This window comes from Rhizobium aureum, assembly GCF_030182495.1.
Taxonomy (GTDB): Bacteria; Pseudomonadota; Alphaproteobacteria; order Rhizobiales; family Rhizobiaceae; genus Rhizobium; species Rhizobium tropici_C.
The window spans coordinates 362,964-380,534 of sequence record NZ_JAQJCI010000004.1 but is presented as its reverse complement, the minus strand read 5'-3'; the positions used below and the strand labels follow the sequence as shown (position 1 = coordinate 380,534).

Sequence of the window (17,571 nt, the reverse complement as noted above, 5' to 3'; positions counted from 1 at the left end):
TTCCTTCCCACCGACCTGTCCTTTACGGATCTATGGGATCAGTAGTGTAGTTCCACTCGTTTTCCTGGCTTCCAGATCCGCGTGCGCGCGCCCAGCATCGCCCAACGGATAAGTCTGATGAATATTGATACGCACTTTGCTGCTTTGCACAACAGCAAATAACGCCTTTGCACTGGCTCTCAACTCCTCAGGTGTACCGACATAGGCAAAGAGGCTCGGTCGCGTGGCGAAAAGCGAGCCCTTTTGATTGAGGATGGCGAGATTGAAGTTCTCGATCGGGCCGGAAGACTGGCCGAAGGTGACCCACATGCCGCGCGGCTGCAGGCAGTCGAGCGACTGCGGAAACGTGTCCTTGCCAACCGAATCGTAGACGACATCGACACCCTTGCCCCCGGTAATCTCGCGGACGCGATCGGCGAAATTCTCCTTGCTGTAGTCGATGACGTGGTCATAGCCATGCGCCAGCGCCAGTTCGACCTTTTCGGCGGAACCGGCGGTGCCGATGACGGTACCGGCTCCCAGCGCCTTGGCCCATTGGCCGGCAATCAGGCCAACACCGCCTGCAGCCGCATGAAACAACAGCGTCGTTCCGGGACCGACCTTGAAAGTACGGTTCAGCAGATATTCGGCCGTCATTCCCTTCAGCATCATCGATGCGGCGGTTTTGAGCGGGATATCGTCAGGCACTTTCACCAGATGGCGCGTCTCGATATTGCGCTCGACGCTGTAGGCGCCGTCGCTGCCGACATAGGCGACGCGATCGCCCACGGCAAAATCGCTCACCCCAGGCCCGACTTCAGTGATCGTGCCTGCGGCTTCCTTGCCGAGCGGCAGAGGAAAATAGGGCGCCTTGTAGAGACCGGAACGAAAATAGACGTCGATAAAGTTAAGGCCGATTGCGGCGTGGCGGATCTGCACCTCACCCGCACCCGGAGGCGGCAGGTCCACCTCCTCCAGCTTCATGACGTCAGGACCGCCATTTTCATGGATTCGGATAACCTTGGTCTTCTTCATGATGCGCAATCCTCATTGACGTCCGAGGGACGGGAAAAACTGCAGCACGGCGCCGATGCAATAAAGATAGATGCCACTGATGATGAAGAGGACAACGGCCCATTGCGGCATGACGAAATGCATCAGCAGCGAATAGATGCCAAGCGCCGACCAGAAGAGAAATATGCCAAGGTTCAGCGGCCGCAAGCGCTTGACGCGCACGGGATGCAGAAAATTGATCGGCAGGAAGGTCAGGACGACAGAAACGCCGACGAGGATCATGGCTGTCGTCGCACTGGCGTCGATGACGAAGAGCGTGAAGATCACCATGTTCCAGACGACCGGAAAGCCGGAGAAGAAATATTCGTCCGTCTTCATGCCGGTATCGGCGTAATAGATGGCACTGGAAACCACGATCATCCCGGCTGCGACAAACGACCATGGCTCGCCGATCATGCCGCTCTCATAGAGCGCGAAGGCCGGCAGGAGCACGTAGGTGACGTAATCGATGATGTTGTCGAGCGTGTCGCCGGACCAGTTTGGCAGCACTTCCTTGACGCGAACCTTGCGCGCGATCGGTCCGTCGATGCCGTCGACAAGCAGTGCCAGACCAAGCCACCAGAACATATCCACGAAGCGATGTTCCGACGCCGCGACGACGCCGAGAAAGGCGAGAAACGATCCGGATGCCGTCAGTATATGAACGGAGAAAGCACGCATCTCCGCGTAAGGCACCCGCTTGTAATTGAAGATTTTCATCCGCCCCGTGACTCGCCTGCTTATGCGCCTGCCCCAGCAGGCGGTTTTTTTCTCGCTAATATGCATCCTTTGGCTTGCACCGCCAGCACAAAAGCGTCGATCCCGGCACGCTAGCGCTACTTACTGTCATTTTCACCCATTGCGATGTTTCATCCCATGGATTTCAACAGGCTAAGCGCTTATTTTCAGAACCAAAGGCAATTGAGGCATCGATATGAAGCAGATTGAAGTGGCCGTTATCGGCGGTGGACTCGCCGGCATGATCACGGCGTTCGCGCTCGCGCGCGGCGGAAGATCCGTCGCCCTTGTCGCCGCGCCGCACAACAAGGCCGACAAGCGGACGACGGCGCTAATGGACCAATCGATCCGCCTTCTGGAGCGCTTGACGCTATGGGAAAGGGTAGCGTCTTCGGCGGCACCGCTGACCACGATGCGCATCGTCGACGGCACTTCGCGGCTGCTGCGTGCGCCGACCGTCTCGTTCCGATCGTCCGAGATCGGACTGGACGCCTTCGGCTACAATATTCCGAATGCCGTCTTGCTCGACAATCTCAGCCAAGCCATCGAAGCGGAAGGCAATATCAGCCGCACCGAAGCCACCGCTTCCGAAATCACCTTCCGCGATGACGGCGTCACGGTCGTCATCGACAACGGCGATTCGATCGAAGCCGCCTTCGTCATCGGCGCGGATGGCCGCAATTCGATGGTGCGAGAGATGCTCGGAATCAAAACCAAGGGCTGGTCTTATCCACAATCGGCAATGGTGCTGAACTTCGCGCATAGTCTGCCGCATCAGAACATCTCTACGGAATTTCACACGGAAAGCGGCCCCTTCACGCAGGTGCCTCTGCCCGGCCGGCGTTCGAGCCTTGTCTGGGTGCAGAAGCCGTCGGAAGCGGCGGCCAATGCCGAAAAGTCGCTCGAGGAGCTCGGCCGCCTGGTCGAGGAGCGAATGCAATCGATGCTTGGCCAGGTCACGATCGAGGACAGCGTGCAGGTCTGGCCGCTTTCCGGCATGACGGCCTATCGTTTCGGCAAGGGCCGCGCCGCGCTGATCGGCGAAGCCGCGCATGTCTTTCCGCCGATCGGCGCCCAGGGGCTCAATCTCAGTCTTCGCGATATATTGGCGTTGTCGGATATTCTTTGCTCGCGCGCCGACCAGCCGATCCCGGCGACATCGGGCAACAGTTTCGACCGCAAGAGACGCGCCGATATCGTCACCCGGACAGCAAGCGTCGACCTCCTCAATCGCTCGCTTCTGTCGGACTTCCTGCCTGTGCAGATGTTGCGCGCCGCGGGCCTGCATGTGCTTTCGGCCATTGCACCGCTCCGCAACATCGTCATGCGCGAGGGCATCGAACCCGGCGGAAGCCTGCGCAATTTTCCGTCGCTGCTACGGGAAAAGCTGCGCCGGTAAGGCGCCCGACTTTATCAAATAGAGAACGACGGAAACCGTCACCACGGAACAGGCCGTGGTGATCAGGATGGTGGCGGATGCCCGCTCCTGCCAGACGCCGTATTGCTGGCCGATGACGAAGACATTCGTTGCCGTCGGCAGTGCCGCCAAAAGGACCGCCGCCTCGATCCAGATCGGATCGAATCCGCCGACGGCCTGCAGAACGATATAGACGACAAACGGATGCAGGATGAGCTTCACCGGCACGATATAGCCGATCTCGACTGGAATCCATTTCAGCGGCCGCAATGCAAGCGTCACGCCCATGGCAAATAGCGCACAAGGCGCAGCAGCTTGCGCGAGATAATTGACAAATCGCTCGAAGGCGACGGGCTGATGGAGCGAAAACGCCGCCACGACGAAACCAAGCGCGGTCGACAGGATGAAGGGGTGCAGCAGCACCTTGCCGGCAATATCCGCGGCAAGCCGCAATGGGGATCGCTTGTCTTCACCTTCCAGCGCCATCAGCGCGGGCGCGACGATGAAATGCAGGGCGTTTTCGAAGCAAACGATCAGCGCTACGGGAACGGCGGCCCTTTCGCCCAGCGCCAGAAGTGCGAGCCCTGGCCCCATATAGCCGATATTGCCATAGGCGCCGGCGAAAGCCTGGATCGTGCAGTCGGCAAGTGAATTGCGGCGCAGGAAACGGCCGATCAGAAACAGCAGCAGGAAAATCGAATAGGTCGCGGCGATATCGGCGGCGATGAAGTCGATCCGCGTCAGCTGTTCGATCGGCGTCTGGGATACGAGCTTGAAGAACAGCGCCGGCAATGCGGCATAGATGATGAAGGTATTCAGCCAGCCGAGTGCCTCCGCCGGCTGCTTCGTAACGCGTGTGACGACGTAACCGATCAGGATCAGGCCGAAGAATGGCAGCAGCAGACCAACAATATCAGCCATGGGGGTCAGCCATCGGGCATGTTCCGTTTGCCGGGGAAAATGAAGGCGAAAGGTGTCGCCCGGATTAGCCGATTTTCATCAGGATTGGAAAGGTCTGCTGAAACCAGATCGCCATGTCGCTCACATAGCCGAAAATGAAGGCGAGACCGGTGAGCACCAGAAGCCCGCCCATGATCTTCTCGACCGTACCGAGATGGCGGCGAAAGCGGGAGAGAAAGCTCATGAAGGCCCCGGAAAAGCCGGCGGCGATCCAGAAGGGAATGGCAAGGCCGAGCGAATAGACGGCGAGCAGGCCCGCACCGGCGCCGACCGTCTCACGCGATGCAGCAATGCCGAGAATGGCGCCCAGCACAGGGCCGATGCAAGGCGTCCAGCCAAAGGCGAAGGCAAGGCCCATAATGTAGGCACCCGTCAGCGTCGCCGGTTTGCCGCCGCTCTGGAAGCGTGCCTCGCGGGCCAGAAGGCCGATACGAAAGACGCCGAGAAAATTCATGCCCATGATGACGATGATGAGACCGCCGATCTTGGCGAGGATATCCAGGTGCTGGCGCAGCAGCAGCCCGATGGAAGAGGCGCCGGCTCCGAGCGCGACGAATACCGTGGCAAATCCTAAGGTGAAAAAGAGCGCCGACATCAGGACATTGCCGCGAATGTTCGGCGCCGCTACGGCAGCCGCGCCGCCGCCACGAAACTGCTCGACCGAAATTCCCGCCATGTAGCAGAGATAAGGCGGTACGAGCGGCAGCACGCAGGGCGAAAGAAACGAAAGCGCTCCGGCGAGCAATGCACTCAGAAGCGAGATATCGGCGAGCGACACGATGGACTCCGGCTATGTCATTCCGGTCCCTTCCTAGCGTTGCAGACGACCGAAAGCCAATCACCTTTTCGCGGGCAGTCCCGGTACAGCCTTGGAGACGAACGATTGCTGCGCCCAGCACAGGCTGCCAATCCGTTTCCACAGACGCGACCAAACGCCGCAGAGGAAGCGGATGAAAGAATTCACTTTTCGCCCAATTCGGGGTCCAAGCTGCCATGGTTCGTAGAACAACGCATATTCCATCTCAGCTATTTAACGGAGGAAAGCCCCATGCGAATTGCTACTATGTTCACGACTACAGCCTTTGTCGCACTCTTCAGCGTCAGCGCCATGGCCCAAACCGCGACGACCCCCAGCACCACGACTACGACGACCCCCAGTGCAACGATGTCGACGCCTTCGACGACCACCACGACCAAGCCGAAAGCAATGAAGCCGGCTCAGACTGCCGTGTCCAAGGCATGTTCGACCCAGGCCGATGCCAAGGGTCTGCATGGAAAGGCACGCGCCAAATTCCGCAGCGACTGCAAGAAGAACGGCGGTAAGGTCTAAGGCCAAATACGTCTTACGCAACGATCAACTTTGCCGTTGAAGTGGCGGTAGAGTTGATCGTTGCGATAGGGTCTTCACCTCGCACCATAAGCCGGAGAGATGCGGCACAGGAAAACAGCACGTCTGGCTGCCATGGCGGCGGCAATGTTTGCAACCGACGAGACAAACAGCGGAAACCACTGAAATTGAAGCCCTTTCCTGTCCGGTCGAATCAATGGACGGAGCAGAAACCGGCCAGTCGGATGCGACCGGAGCCATGACCCGCCGAGGATCACTCCGTCTTCGGCTTGAGTTCTCTCGTCGCCGGATCGACCTTACCATCGGCGAGCCTGTTGCGAGGATCGGCAACAACCTTGGCCTTGTCCCTATTCTTCGACACCCGAACCGAATCATGTGCCTTGCTGTGCTGAATCTTCGCCAGCGCCTGCTTCTCTTCGTTTCCGTCCTGCGGATCATGCGATCGATCGTTTGCCAACATACGTCTCCTCTTTGTCGGAAGGGAAACTCGGTCGATTCGATTCCGTTCCAAGGAGGCTGGGGATATCGCTGTCCGACGATTGTCCAATCCGCGGTCGGCGCGGCTTTAAGGACGCCGAAACAACAAGGCGTCATACTTTTAGCGACATTTAATATAAAAATACGACAGTTGATACGAGACGAATTATGAATTTCAGCGTTTAAACGTCGTTGCCAGGTGAGGAGCTGATCATGACGGCGATCGAAAGGAAGAAGTTCGCCCGACTTGTCATGTTGATATTGCTGCCAATCTTCGGCGGCCGGACGGCGGTTGCGATCGCGGCGCTCTCGGCAATCGCATAGGTGCAGGCCGGTTTGCCCGCGCGAATCATCCTGCAGAGGCGATCTTAAGCAGGACCGCCTATCCAAGCCTCACGAGCAGTCGCGGCTGTCGACCGAAAACGAGTAATCCCGACCCTTCAGCTGATAGATGTAATTTGCCAGCAAAGCTTCGCCGGAGCTGAATTTCGGCAGGAGGAAGTTGCACAAGTCGGCAAGCTGGGCGGATTTGACGAGAGGAGGATCGAAATCCTCCTCATCATCATCCACATCGTAGAAATAGCTGTAGATCTGGTCAGTAAAATCTATCTTCGTCAAAGTGGTTTTCTGATCGACCTTTCTGGGCAGGTCCTTGTTGGCGAAGATTACGGGGTAGCGCTCCGTGAGATAGGGAATCACAAAATGCTCTGTCACCGGCGTCGTGATCGCGACGCCAACCAGCGGCAATACCCTCAATGCAATCCCAAACCTCTTTCCGGCGATCAGCCCTAATAGGATCCCGAGGGAACCCAGCAGCCCGCAAACGATTGCGTAGATTTCCCATAAGGGCAGATCTGCCACGAATTCCATTATTCGCCCGTCGTCTTTACCAGCCATCTTTTTGATCAGGGCACCTTACTACCCAATCGAGAGCCTTCACCAGCCATTTTGATACAACCGACATCAACAACCTGTGCGTTATACAATCTCACAAGAAAGGATTTTTCCGTCACGCCTGCCCATTTCGCCACAAGGAGACGAGGAAAAGCATCTTCGAGGCATGACAACTGCTATTTTATGGGTTGACCGCAATAGGGCGTCTGCATATGTTCCGCGCACTTCCAGCCGAGGCAGTATCTGCCTGCGGAAAGGGAGAGCGTAGCTCAGTCGGTAGAGCAACTGACTTTTAATCAGTAGGTCATGGGTTCGAATCCCATCGCTCTCACCAGCGGATTTTTTGTCCATACCGAAGACATAGGTAACAGATTGTCCCTAAGACATGGGTGACAACCTCGTGCCGAACGGGTTGTCGATAGTTTGCAAGGTCCTCTGCTCCAAGTCGATATATCCGAGATCATAGTGCATGAAGCTGACAAACCGATTGCCCTCGGCAAGGCAGCCGATTCTCATCGGGCGCAAACAACGGTAACAATTTTCGCTAATAATCAGGGTTGCAAAGATCGGTTCCATCAGCCTGCAATCGGCAACAGTTGGGGTGCGAATCGTTTTTGGTGTATATCGGTTACTGTTGACAACCTGTCGGGCCCTCAGGAGGTTCTTTTATGGAAGACGCAAACGTAGGTTGGATTGCAGCAATTATCATCGGCGGTTTGGCTGGCTGGTTCGCCGAGATGATCATGAAGAGCAACACCGGCATCATCATGAACATCATCCTCGGCATCGTTGGCGCGCTCGTCGCCAGCTGGCTGTTCCGTGCCCTCGGCATCGCTCTGCCGTTCCATGTGTGGCTAAATTATCTGGTCACGGGCTTCATCGGCGCCTGCATCCTGATTTTCGTCGGCCGACTGATCAGGCGATAACCATATATCGGGCGGGAAGCGCCCGAATCGGGAAGAGGAAAAGGGAAGGCGAGATATTCTCGCCTTCCCTTTTTGTTGCATGAACGGTGTCGGCATGCGCGGCGGGTTGCCACGACATATAAAAATCCGAATATGAGACCCGAGAGAGCCGATGTGCACGATCACAATGCACTTCAAGGCCTTTCCAACCTCCCGCTTGGCGCTATCTACCAGAATGGAACCGAAAGGAGGTTGGAAACATGACGGAAAACGCCAATCGGACAACCACGCGAAGAGTCATCCGAGGCCGCCCTTACAGCATTGCTGAATTTGCGCGGAAATATCGTCTCGACGACGCGGAAGCAAAGCGCCTCTTCTATAAGTTCGGACCCTCGTCGACGGAGCTGGATCTGCTCATGGCAGCCAAACGGAAGCCGCCGAGCCTTTCCACGGCAATAGGCCAATGATGCGCGGCTCTTTCCGTCAGGCGTAAATTGCCGCCGGACCGTCGATTTTCTCAAGGCGGTCCGGAATCATTGAAATACATGGACGTAAAGAAGGCCGGCCGACTGCGATACTGATATATCGCTATCGATTGCCTTCGATGATGCCAGATGACACTCTGTGCCGTCCATGCACATGCCGGAAACCGTCTCGAATGCAGAATTCGCTTAGCCACCTCGCCTATCTCACGCTCGAATACTCGATCGTGACGCTCGAGCTGACGCCAGGCGCCCTCGTCACCGAGAAACAACTGATCGAGATGGCTGGCCACGGGCGAACTCCAGTGCGCGAAGCGATTCAGAAGCTCGCCTGGCAGGGGCTGATCCATGTGCGGCCCCGCGTCGGCCTGCAGATTGCGGAGATCCGCCCCGAGGACCATCAATTCGTCATGCAGGTCCGGCGCGAACTGGAGCCGATCGCGGCCGCGCTCGTTGCCACCCATGCAGATCCGCAGCAGCGTGAGCAGTTGGGGGAATGCGCTCGTCTGATGACGGAGTGTGCCGTTACAGGCGACCTGCCCGGATTTTTCGCCACCGACAAGACGTTCGATGAGATTCTGGAAGCCGCCTGCCCCAACAATTTCATTACGGCAGCGCTCGGACCAGTGCAGACGCATGCGCGCAGGCTTTGGTACTCCACGGGAGCGCATGACCAGATGGGCCGAGCGACAGCCATGCATGTTCAGGCAATAGACGCGATCCGAAACGGCGATGCAGATCACGCACGCGCCGCCATGGCCTCGCTCATCGGCTATCTCAGCAGCCCATGAAAAAGGCGGCTTCGTTGTCGAAACCGCCTCTGCGTCCACATGTCGGCAATTCGCCTAGCCGACGAAGGCGCGTTCGATGACGAACTCGGCCGGCTTGTTGTTGGCACCTTCGTTCAGGCCGGCTTTTTCGAGCAGACCCTTGGTGTCCTTCAGCATGGCGGAAGAACCGCAGATCATGCCGCGATCGATCGCGGGATCAAGCGGAGGCACGCCCAGATCGCTGAAAAGCTTGCCGTTTTCGATGAGATCGGTGATGCGGCCCTTGAAGGGGAATTCCTCACGAGTGACAGTCGCATAGTGGCGCAGCTTGTCACCGACGACTTCGCTCAGGATTTCGTCGTTGCGGATTTCCTCGACGAGGTCGAAGCCGTATTTCAGCTCGGCGACATCGCGCGTCGTGTGGGTGAGGATGACCTCCTCGAACTTCTCATAGGTTTCCGGATCGCGGATAAGACTTGCAAACGGCGCAATGCCGGTGCCGGTCGAGAACATGTAGAGCCGCCGGCCGGGGGTCAGCGCATCCAGAACCAGCGTGCCCGTCGGCTTCTTGCGCATCAACACTTCGTCGCCGGGCTTGATGTTCTGCAGGTGCGAGGTCAGCGGACCATCCGGCACCTTGATGGAGAAGAATTCGAGCTCGTCGGCCCAGGCGGGGCTCGCGATCGAATAGGCGCGATAGAGCGGTTTGCCATCGACCATCAGCCCAATCATGGCGAATTCGCCGGAGCGGAAGCGGAAGCCTTGCGGCCGGGTCATAGTGAAGCGAAAGAGCCGGTCGGTATAATGCGTGACGCTCAGCACCTTCTCGGCGAAGACGCCGGCGGGTACGGCTGAAGCAAATTCATCTGTCTTTGCGGGGGCGTTCATTCTGTCTCGAATCCCGTATTAGTCTTACGCGTTTTCCTGGTCACATATTCCCTGGCAGGCTCATTTCGCGACGCTGATATAACAATATAGCCGGTTTTGAAAGGCATTCCATTCCATCAGGCAGCATAGGACTGAAATATGCGTGTTTCAGTCAAGTTTCCAGATTGCCGATACTACATCGTTCAAAAGGCTTGAATACGGCAATCCGACCCCGTCAAATTGCCGCAAACGCAGGCCTTTCGACATCAGGCCGATTTTGCCGGCAATCGCCGCCAGCTATAGGCCTGCCCGCCCTCAGCCTTCCGCGCGGTCGGCTGATAGTAATGCGGAATACCCGGCAATCGGTTCTCCGACAGGCGCTTCAGCGCCGTCTCGTTGGTCACTGCGAAACTATCGATGCCGACGCGCAGCATCAACGGTATCTGGTCGATCAATACGTCGCCGACAGCACGCAGCTCATTGGCATAGCCGAGGCGCTGGCGCAGCAATGAGGCGTGGCTGAAGGCACGACCATCGTTGAATGCCGGAAACGCGACTGCGACGATATCGAGACGGTCCAGATAGGGCTGCAGCCGGGTCACATCGTCTGCCGGCTTGATGAGAACGCCGAGGCCGGCTTCGTTGCTCTCTTCCGCCTTCGCGATCAGTGCATCAAGACTAAGCAGAGGTTTCTGCGTCTCGGTCGCCTTGACCTCGTCGGTCTCGATGACCCATTGATCATTGTCCACGAAGCCTGTTTCACGCCAGATCTTTGTCATGGTCGATCTCCTTACGCCGCTTCCGCTGCCGACGAGGACGCGCCGTAGAGTGCTGTCTTGAACGGCTGCGGCCCGACGCGTCGGTAGGCGGCGAGGAATGTTTCGGAAGGATCCAGACGAAGGCCGAGATAGGTATCGACAATGGTCTCGATGGCGTCGGTCACCTTATCGGGCTCGAAGCCGCGGCCGATGATCTCGCCGATCGAGGTATTCTCGTCGCCGGAGCCGCCGAGCGTGATCTGATAGAGTTCCGCACCCTTCTTCTCTACGCCGAGCAGGCCGATATGACCGACATGGTGATGGCCGCAGGCATTGATGCAGCCGGAAATCTTGATCTTCAGCTCACCGATCTCGGCCTGACGCTCGGCCGAACCGAAACGCGTGGAGATTTCCTGCGCAACCGGAATGGAACGCGCATTGGCAAGCGCGCAATAGTCGAGGCCAGGACAGGCGATGATATCCGTGATCAGGCCGGCATTCGCCGTTTCGAGGCCGTTGGCCACCAGACCGCGATAAACCGCTTCGAGGTCGGCCAGCGCCACATGCGGCAGGATGAGGTTCTGCTCATGGCTGACGCGGATCTCGTCGAAGGCATATTCCTCGGCAATATTGGCCACGGCTTCCATCTGCGCGTCCGAGGCGTCGCCCGGAATGCCGCCGATCGGCTTCAGCGAGATTGTCACCATGCCGTAATCGGGGTTCTTGTGCGGCTGCACATTCTGCTGCACCCAGCGCGCAAAAGCCGGATCGGCCTTCTTCCAGCGTGCCAGGCTTTCCCAGCCTTCGGGGCGCTCCGGCAGCGCCGGCGGTGCGAAATAGGCTGAAATCGCCTGAACGTCGGCTTCCGGCAGCTTCAGTTCAGTGTCTCGCAGTTTGTCGAACTCGGCCTCGACCTGACGCGCCAGTTCTTCGGCGCCGGTTTCATGCACGAGGATTTTGATACGGGCCTTATACTTGTTGTCGCGGCGGCCATGCAGATTGTAAACGCGCATGATCGCCGTCGTATAGGACAGGAGATCCTCTTCCGGCAGGAAGTCACGGATCAGCTTGGCAACCAGCGGCGTGCGCCCCTGCCCGCCGCCGACGTAAACGGCAAAGCCGATCTCGCCCTTGTCGTTCTTCTTCAGATGCAGGCCGATATCATGCACCTGTATCGCGGCGCGGTCGCGCTCGGCGCCGGTGACGGCGATCTTGAACTTGCGCGGCAGGAAGGAGAACTCCGGATGAACGGAGGACCATTGGCGCAGGATTTCGGCATAAGGCCTTGGATCGGCGACTTCGTCCGCCGCAGCGCCGGCGAAATGGTCGGCGGTCACGTTGCGAATGCAATTACCCGAGGTCTGGATGGCGTGCATCTCGACTGAAGCGAGATCAGCAAGCGCGTCCGGCATCTCAGAAAGCTTCGGCCAGTTGAACTGCAGGTTCTGACGCGTGGTGAAGTGGCCATAGCCGCGGTCATAGGTGCGGGCGACATGGGCGAGCATGCGCATCTGGCGCGAGCTCAGCGTGCCGTATGGAATGGCGATGCGCAGCATATAGGCATGCAGCTGCAGATAGACGCCGTTCATCAGGCGCAGCGGCTTGAAGGCATCTTCCGAAAGCTCACCCGACAGACGTCGCTGCACCTGATCGCGAAACTGGGCAACCCGTTCCGCAACAAAGGCGTGGTCGAATTCATCGTAACGATACATGACTTCCTCGGGACTTCTCAGACTGCAATGAAATCGGGATCGGCCGCGGCATAGCCCGGCGCATATTCCATGGTGGGGCCTTCGGCGCGGATGCGCTCGCGCAGGCGCAGCGGCCAAAGCTTGCCGTCCGTTTCCTGCACGTCGATGAGATTGACGTCGACGACCTTGTTGTCAGCATAGGCCTGCTTGCCGATCGCTTCCAGTGCGGCTTCCGCTTCGGCATGACGAGCGACCAGCGCCTCCTGCAGCGATGTCACCCATTCACCATTTGCGTTCAGCCAGACGGCGACGCCATCGGTAAGCCGGTTTGCGGTCAGAACCTTGTCGACCATCAATCAGTTCCTTGCATAGTCTTGAGCAGCGGTCTCGCGACGGACCAGCGGCTCGGATTGCTCAAAATTCGCACCGGCGACGGCATCGCCGATGATAACCATGACAGGCCCGTTCAACTCGTCGAGGTGCTCGAGATCCGGCAGATCCCGCAGAACGCCATGCATCAGGCGGCGATCGCGCCGACTCGCATTCTCGATAATGGCAACGGTCGTCTCCGGCGGCAGGCCGGCCTGCATCAGGCGGCCGGCGACGGAAGCGGCAACCGTGCGCCCCATATACACCGCAATCGTGGCGCCGGATACGGCCAAGCTCGCCCAATCGGGCAGCACATCGCCTGTGAGATCGTGACCTGTCGTGAAGACCAGCGATGAAGCAACGCCGCGCAGCGTCAGCGGCAACTCGAAATCGGCAGCGGCGGCAAAGGCCGAGGTGATGCCCGGAACGATTTCATAGCCGATACCGGCGGCGCGCAGAGCCGCCATTTCCTCGCCGGCGCGGCCGTAAACCAGCGGATCGCCCGACTTCAACCGCACCACACGCTTGCCTTCACGACCGAGCTGCACCAGCAGATCGTTGATCTCTTCCTGCGACTTGCTGTGGCATCCCTTGCGCTTGCCGACCGACAGGCGCTCGGCATCGCGGCGGCCCATATCGACGATCACCTGCGGCACCAGCGCATCATAGACGATGACATCGGCTTCCATCATGACGCGCTGTGCGCGCAGTGTCAGCAGATCTTCCGCGCCGGGGCCGGCGCCGACCAGCCAGATGCGGCCCTCGACGTCGCGCGACGACTGCAGCAGCTCATCGGCTGCCTGCTCCGCCTGCAAGATATGACCGGCATTGACGGCGTCAGCAACGGATTCGGAGAAGAACTGCCGCCAGAAGACGCGACGCGCAACGCCGCGCGCAACAAGGCGCTCGACCGGCTTGCGGTAGCGCGTCGCAAGCTCGGCAAGCTTGCCGAGCGACGGCGACAACATCTGGTCGATCTGGGCGCGGATCATCTGTGCCAGCACCGGACCGGCACCTTCGGTGCCGATGGCAACGGCCACGGGAGCGCGATTGACCAGCGCCGGTGTATAGAAATCGCAATAGTCAGGCTGGTCGACGGCGTTTGCCGGAATTCGCTCGGCGCGGGCAGCATCGACGATCGCGCGATCCGCTGCGGCATCGCCGGTGGCGGCAAAGACCAAGGTCGCCCCCTTGACCTGATCGGGTGAGAAATCGTCGCGTACGGTTTCGATGCGGTTGGCGATCAGGAAGGCATGATAGTCAGCTTCGGGCGCCGGAGCACAGGCGACGATCCGGGCCTGCGTGTTCAGGAGCAGCCGTACCTTGGCGAAGGCTTCGTCGCCATTGCCGAAAACAGCCGCTACCCTTCCCTCCACGCGGAAGAAGGCGGGAAACACCGAAAGCTGTTCAGTCCTGGGAGGCATCATTATTCCACTTCGAGATTTGGCGAATATCGCCCCTGCTGCCAAGAGATTGAAGAAACAGAAATTCTAATGCCCATGCGTGCGCGTATTCTTTTGCTCGACATGACAAGGATTTGAGCAAAACTCACCAGACGAGCAGATCTGGGTAAACATAGGAAATCTATAGACTTTTAGGATTGACTACCGCCTGCGGCGATTTTATTGCCTGTGACAAACCTGGTCCATACGTCATTTGCGCATTCCGCCGCTTGCGCAATCCCGATAGACTAGCTCAAAACTCCGGAGCAGATCCTTGGCCGACAACAGCATCGCAGCCCGCCTTCTCGATGTCGTGGAGCACGACATCCTGCCCCTGACCAGCAAGGGCGTGGCCGCCGGCAATAAGGTCTTCGGCGCCGCTATCCTGCGCAAATCGGACCTTTCGCTCGTCATCGCGGAAACCAACAATGAATTGGAGAACCCGCTGTGGCATGGCGAGGTTCATACCCTCAAGCGCTTTTATGAACTCGGCGAAAAGCCCGCGACCAAGGACCTGATCTTCCTGTCCACCCACGAGCCGTGCACCATGTGCATGTCGGCGATTACCTGGGCCGGCTTCGACAATTTCTACTACTTCTTCAGCCATGAGGATTCCCGTGACGCCTTCGCGATCCCGCACGATCTCAAGATCCTGAAGGAAGTCTTCGGCCTGGAGCCGGGTGGCTATCGCCGCCAAAATGCATTCTGGAACAGCTTTGCCATTTCCGACCTCGTGGAGACGGAAGCCGATCCGCGTAAGGCCGAGCTGAAGGACCGGACGGCGCGCATCAAGCAGACCTATGCCGGTCTCTCCGACAACTACCAGGCATCGAAGAACAGCAACGACATCCCGCTGAATTAACAGAACAAAACCGAGGCAACGATGGAAGCATCGCGAGACATAAACAGCCTGATCGACATCATGGCGGCGCTGCGAAATCCCGAGAGCGGCTGCCCCTGGGACATCGTTCAGACCTTTGAGACCATCAAGCCCTATACGATCGAAGAGGCCTATGAGGTCGCGGATGCGATCGAACGCAAGGATACGGACGATCTCTGCGACGAGCTCGGCGATCTGCTGCTGCAGGTCGTTTTCCATGCGCGGATCGCCGAGGAGGCGGGAGCGTTTTCCTTCGGTGATGTCGTGCATGCCATCACCCGCAAGATGATCCGCCGCCATCCGCATGTCTTTGCTGTCTCCGATGCCAAGACCGAGGATGCAGTGACGCTGCAGTGGGACCGGATCAAGGCCGAGGAGAAGCGCGAACGAGCCGAACGGCGGGCGAAGAGCGGCATCACCGAAGATTTCAAGGCCGGCTTCCTGGGCTCGGTGCAGCGAACGTGCCCTGCCCTCACAGAAGCCTTGAAACTGCAGGAACGGGCCGCCAAGGTCGGTTTCGACTGGTCGGCGCCGGAGCCGATCCTCGACAAGATCGAGGAGGAGATCGGCGAATTGCGGGCAGCGCTTGCGAGCGGCGACAAGGGCAAGGTCAGCGACGAACTCGGCGACCTGATCTTCGCCGTCGTCAATATCGGCCGGCATGTGAAGGCCGATCCGGAGCAGGCCCTGCGCGGCACGAACACCAAGTTCCGCCGCCGCTTCCATCATATCGAAACAACGCTCGAGGCTGAGGGCGAGACGCTGGAAGGCGCCTCGCTGGAGCGGATGGAAGAGATATGGCAGTCGGCAAAAGCCATCGAGCGGCAGCTAGCCGGAGTCAAAACGGCGTAAAAACGCCTATTCCCAGTCTTCGCGCTGCGGCTTCGGGCCGTTGCCCATGCGTCGCTCCAGTTCGGCCGCCTCGGTCTCGGTCAGGCGGACGTCGAGCGTTACCGTGCCATCCTCGTTGTCTTCGCGACTGTCGACGACGGCATGATTGTAAAGCCAGGGCAGCAGCGCCAGCTTTTCGACGGGCAAGGTGATCGTCGTTTCCGTCAGCACGCCGGAAAGACGCCGGCTGATTTCGCCCATCAGACGATCGACGCCCTCGCCTGTTATCGCCGAGACTGCAATAACGTTTTCCGCGGTCGACGCCTTCTGGACGATGGCGTCATGCGGTTTCGGCTCCAGCCGATCGATCTTGTTCCAGACCTCGAGGATGCGCTCGGCGCCTTCGGCTTCGCCGATGCCGAGATCGCCGAGAATGCGCATGACGTCAGCGCTCTGGGCTTGATTATCGTCATCGGAGAGATCGCGGACATGCAGGATCAGATCGGCTTCCAGCACCTCTTCCAGCGTCGCGCGGAATGCGGCCACCAGGTGGGTCGGCAGGTCGGAAATAAAGCCGACGGTATCGGAGAGAATGACGGTACGGCCATGCGGCAGCTTCATGCGGCGCAGCGTCGGGTCGAGCGTCGCAAACAGCATGTCTTCAGCCAGAACACCGGCACCGGTAATGCGATTGAACAGCGTCGACTTGCCGGCATTGGTATAGCCGACGAGAGCCACGATCGGATGCGGCACCTTCCGGCGTTTGGCGCGATGAAGCTGGCGTGTGCGGACCACCTGCTCCAGCTCGCGCTCCAGCCGGATGATCCGCTCCTGCAGCATCCGCCGGTCGGCTTCGATCTGGGTTTCACCCGGGCCGCCCATGAAGCCGGCACCGCCGCGCTGACGTTCAAGGTGGGTCCAGCTGCGAACCAACCGGCCCTTCTGATAGTTCAGATGAGCCAGCTCGACCTGCAGCGTGCCTTCCTTGGTGGAGGCGCGGCGGCCGAAGATTTCGAGAATGAGGCCGGTGCGGTCGATGACCTTGGCGTTCCATGCCTTTTCGAGATTGCGCTGCTGCACCGGCGTCAACGGATGATCGACGATGACGAGGCCGGCGTTGAACTCGTCGAGCAGCGCGAGAATTTCCTCGATCTTGCCAGTCCCGAGCAGCGTTGCCGGCCGCGGATCGTTGATCGGCACGATGGAACCGTTGACCACGTCGAGATCGATCGCCAAGGCGAGACCTTTGGCCTCTTCCAGCCGGCTCTCGGGCGGGCGCGAGACGAAATTAGCGCTATCGGCTTGAGCGGAACGCGCGGCGCGCGCCTGTTTCAAAACAGGCACGACGACAACAGCGCGCATATCATCCCGGTGTTTTACGGTCTCCGGGATGAGAGAATCATTTTTGGTATCGCGTGTCGTGATTGTAGATAGTCCTGTTTAGGATGCGGCTTCTTCGCTCTCGAACATCTGCATCGGCTGACCCGGCATGATCGTCGAGATCGCATGCTTGTAGACGAGCTGCGAATGGCCATCGCGACGGAGCAGGACGCAGAAATTGTCGAACGAGGTTACGACACCTGTGAGCTTCACGCCGTTAATCAAGAAAATCGTGAGTGAAATCTTTTGCTTGCGAACAGTATTGAGAAACAAGTCCTGCAAGTTTTGAGAACGTTCCGCCATCGCGCCGCTTCTTTCTTTTTTGCCGAC

The 17,571-nt window shown here is 58.8% G+C and carries 20 protein-coding genes and 1 tRNA gene; 8 read left to right on the top strand and 13 right to left on the bottom strand.

Features of this window, described 5'->3' with window-relative positions; all coding sequences use genetic code 11:
- Positions 1–30: 30 nt before the first annotated feature.
- The gene (locus PH552_RS13200; protein ID WP_112340797.1) at positions 31–1,014 is read right to left on the bottom strand and encodes a quinone oxidoreductase family protein; all 984 of its coding nucleotides are present in this window, start codon (positions 1,012–1,014) and stop codon (positions 31–33) included.
- A 12-nt stretch (positions 1,015–1,026) separates the two neighbouring features.
- Entirely contained in the window at positions 1,027–1,752 is a 726-nt protein-coding gene (pcsA, locus tag PH552_RS13195) for a phosphatidylcholine synthase (protein WP_112340798.1), read from the bottom strand.
- Positions 1,753–1,966: 214 nt separating this feature from the next.
- Here pcsA and PH552_RS13190 point away from each other — a divergent pair, with 214 nt between their 5' ends.
- On the top strand, positions 1,967–3,169 hold the full coding sequence (locus PH552_RS13190) for a UbiH/UbiF family hydroxylase (protein WP_112340799.1): 1,203 nt from the start codon (positions 1,967–1,969) through the stop codon (positions 3,167–3,169).
- On the opposite strand, the gene PH552_RS13185 is transcribed toward PH552_RS13190, so the two are convergent.
- Both PH552_RS13185 and PH552_RS13180 read right to left on the bottom strand, forming a co-directional pair.
- On the bottom strand, positions 3,146–4,108 hold the full coding sequence (locus PH552_RS13185) for an AEC family transporter (protein WP_112340800.1): 963 nt from the start codon (positions 4,106–4,108) through the stop codon (positions 3,146–3,148). The genes PH552_RS13190 and PH552_RS13185 overlap by 24 nt on opposite strands.
- Positions 4,109–4,172: 64 nt before the next feature.
- Positions 4,173–4,925, bottom strand: coding sequence for a cytochrome c biogenesis CcdA family protein (locus tag PH552_RS13180; RefSeq protein WP_112340801.1), 753 nt, complete (start codon positions 4,923–4,925; stop codon positions 4,173–4,175).
- A 270-nt stretch (positions 4,926–5,195) separates the two neighbouring features.
- On the opposite strand from PH552_RS13180, the gene PH552_RS13175 reads away from it, so the two are divergent.
- Positions 5,196–5,477, top strand: coding sequence for a PsiF family protein (locus PH552_RS13175; RefSeq protein ID WP_112340802.1), 282 nt, complete (start codon positions 5,196–5,198; stop codon positions 5,475–5,477).
- A gap of 271 nt (positions 5,478–5,748) precedes the next feature.
- On the opposite strand, the gene PH552_RS13170 is transcribed toward PH552_RS13175, so the two are convergent.
- Both PH552_RS13170 and PH552_RS13165 read right to left on the bottom strand, forming a co-directional pair.
- Positions 5,749–5,952, bottom strand: a complete 204-nt coding sequence (locus PH552_RS13170; protein ID WP_162736971.1) for a hypothetical protein — start codon at positions 5,950–5,952, stop codon at positions 5,749–5,751.
- 413 nt (positions 5,953–6,365) lie between these two features.
- Positions 6,366–6,842, bottom strand: coding sequence for a hypothetical protein (locus PH552_RS13165; protein WP_245430261.1), 477 nt, complete (start codon positions 6,840–6,842; stop codon positions 6,366–6,368).
- Between the two features lie 282 nt (positions 6,843–7,124).
- Here PH552_RS13165 and PH552_RS13160 point away from each other — a divergent pair.
- The 4 genes from PH552_RS13160 (at position 7,125) to PH552_RS13145 (ending at position 9,044) form a co-directional block, all read left to right on the top strand.
- Positions 7,125–7,200: transfer RNA gene (locus PH552_RS13160), tRNA-Lys, on the top strand.
- A 334-nt stretch (positions 7,201–7,534) separates the two neighbouring features.
- Entirely contained in the window at positions 7,535–7,792 is a 258-nt protein-coding gene (locus tag PH552_RS13155; protein ID WP_112340804.1) for a GlsB/YeaQ/YmgE family stress response membrane protein, read from the top strand.
- Between the two features lie 239 nt (positions 7,793–8,031).
- Complete coding sequence (locus PH552_RS13150) at positions 8,032–8,238, top strand: hypothetical protein (RefSeq protein ID WP_112340805.1); 207 nt, start codon at positions 8,032–8,034, stop codon at positions 8,236–8,238.
- 191 nt (positions 8,239–8,429) lie between these two features.
- On the top strand, positions 8,430–9,044 hold the full coding sequence (locus PH552_RS13145) for a GntR family transcriptional regulator (protein ID WP_112340806.1): 615 nt from the start codon (positions 8,430–8,432) through the stop codon (positions 9,042–9,044).
- 54 nt (positions 9,045–9,098) lie between these two features.
- Here PH552_RS13145 and PH552_RS13140 read toward each other — a convergent pair whose 3' ends face one another.
- The 5 genes from PH552_RS13140 to cysG form a co-directional block, all read right to left on the bottom strand.
- Positions 9,099–9,911, bottom strand: coding sequence for a ferredoxin--NADP reductase (locus PH552_RS13140; RefSeq protein WP_112340807.1), 813 nt, complete (start codon positions 9,909–9,911; stop codon positions 9,099–9,101).
- 245 nt (positions 9,912–10,156) lie between these two features.
- On the bottom strand, positions 10,157–10,669 hold the full coding sequence (locus PH552_RS13135; RefSeq protein WP_112340808.1) for a DUF934 domain-containing protein: 513 nt from the start codon (positions 10,667–10,669) through the stop codon (positions 10,157–10,159).
- An 11-nt stretch (positions 10,670–10,680) separates the two neighbouring features.
- On the bottom strand, positions 10,681–12,360 hold the full coding sequence (locus tag PH552_RS13130) for a nitrite/sulfite reductase (RefSeq protein ID WP_112340809.1): 1,680 nt from the start codon (positions 12,358–12,360) through the stop codon (positions 10,681–10,683).
- 17 nt (positions 12,361–12,377) lie between these two features.
- Positions 12,378–12,692 carry a DUF2849 domain-containing protein gene (locus tag PH552_RS13125; RefSeq protein WP_112340810.1) on the bottom strand — a complete coding sequence of 105 codons (315 nt, stop codon included), beginning with the start codon at positions 12,690–12,692 and terminating at the stop codon, positions 12,378–12,380.
- Between the two features lie 3 nt (positions 12,693–12,695).
- Entirely contained in the window at positions 12,696–14,132 is a 1,437-nt protein-coding gene (cysG, locus tag PH552_RS13120) for a siroheme synthase CysG (RefSeq protein WP_112341058.1), read from the bottom strand.
- Between the two features lie 292 nt (positions 14,133–14,424).
- Between cysG and PH552_RS13115 the strand changes: the two genes are divergently transcribed.
- Together PH552_RS13115 and mazG are read left to right on the top strand one after the other, a co-directional pair.
- Positions 14,425–15,012 carry a deaminase gene (locus tag PH552_RS13115; protein ID WP_112340811.1) on the top strand — a complete coding sequence of 196 codons (588 nt, stop codon included), beginning with the start codon at positions 14,425–14,427 and terminating at the stop codon, positions 15,010–15,012.
- Positions 15,013–15,033: 21 nt separating this feature from the next.
- Positions 15,034–15,882 (top strand): nucleoside triphosphate pyrophosphohydrolase, encoded by an 849-nt coding sequence (gene mazG / locus PH552_RS13110; RefSeq protein WP_112340812.1) that lies wholly within the window; start codon positions 15,034–15,036, stop codon positions 15,880–15,882.
- A gap of 6 nt (positions 15,883–15,888) precedes the next feature.
- On the opposite strand, the gene hflX is transcribed toward mazG, so the two are convergent.
- Together hflX and hfq are read right to left on the bottom strand one after the other, a co-directional pair.
- Entirely contained in the window at positions 15,889–17,223 is a 1,335-nt protein-coding gene (gene hflX, locus PH552_RS13105) for a GTPase HflX (RefSeq protein ID WP_169645985.1), read from the bottom strand.
- A 78-nt stretch (positions 17,224–17,301) separates the two neighbouring features.
- Positions 17,302–17,544, bottom strand: coding sequence for an RNA chaperone Hfq (gene hfq, locus PH552_RS13100; RefSeq protein WP_003539403.1), 243 nt, complete (start codon positions 17,542–17,544; stop codon positions 17,302–17,304).
- Positions 17,545–17,571 lie beyond the last annotated feature (27 nt).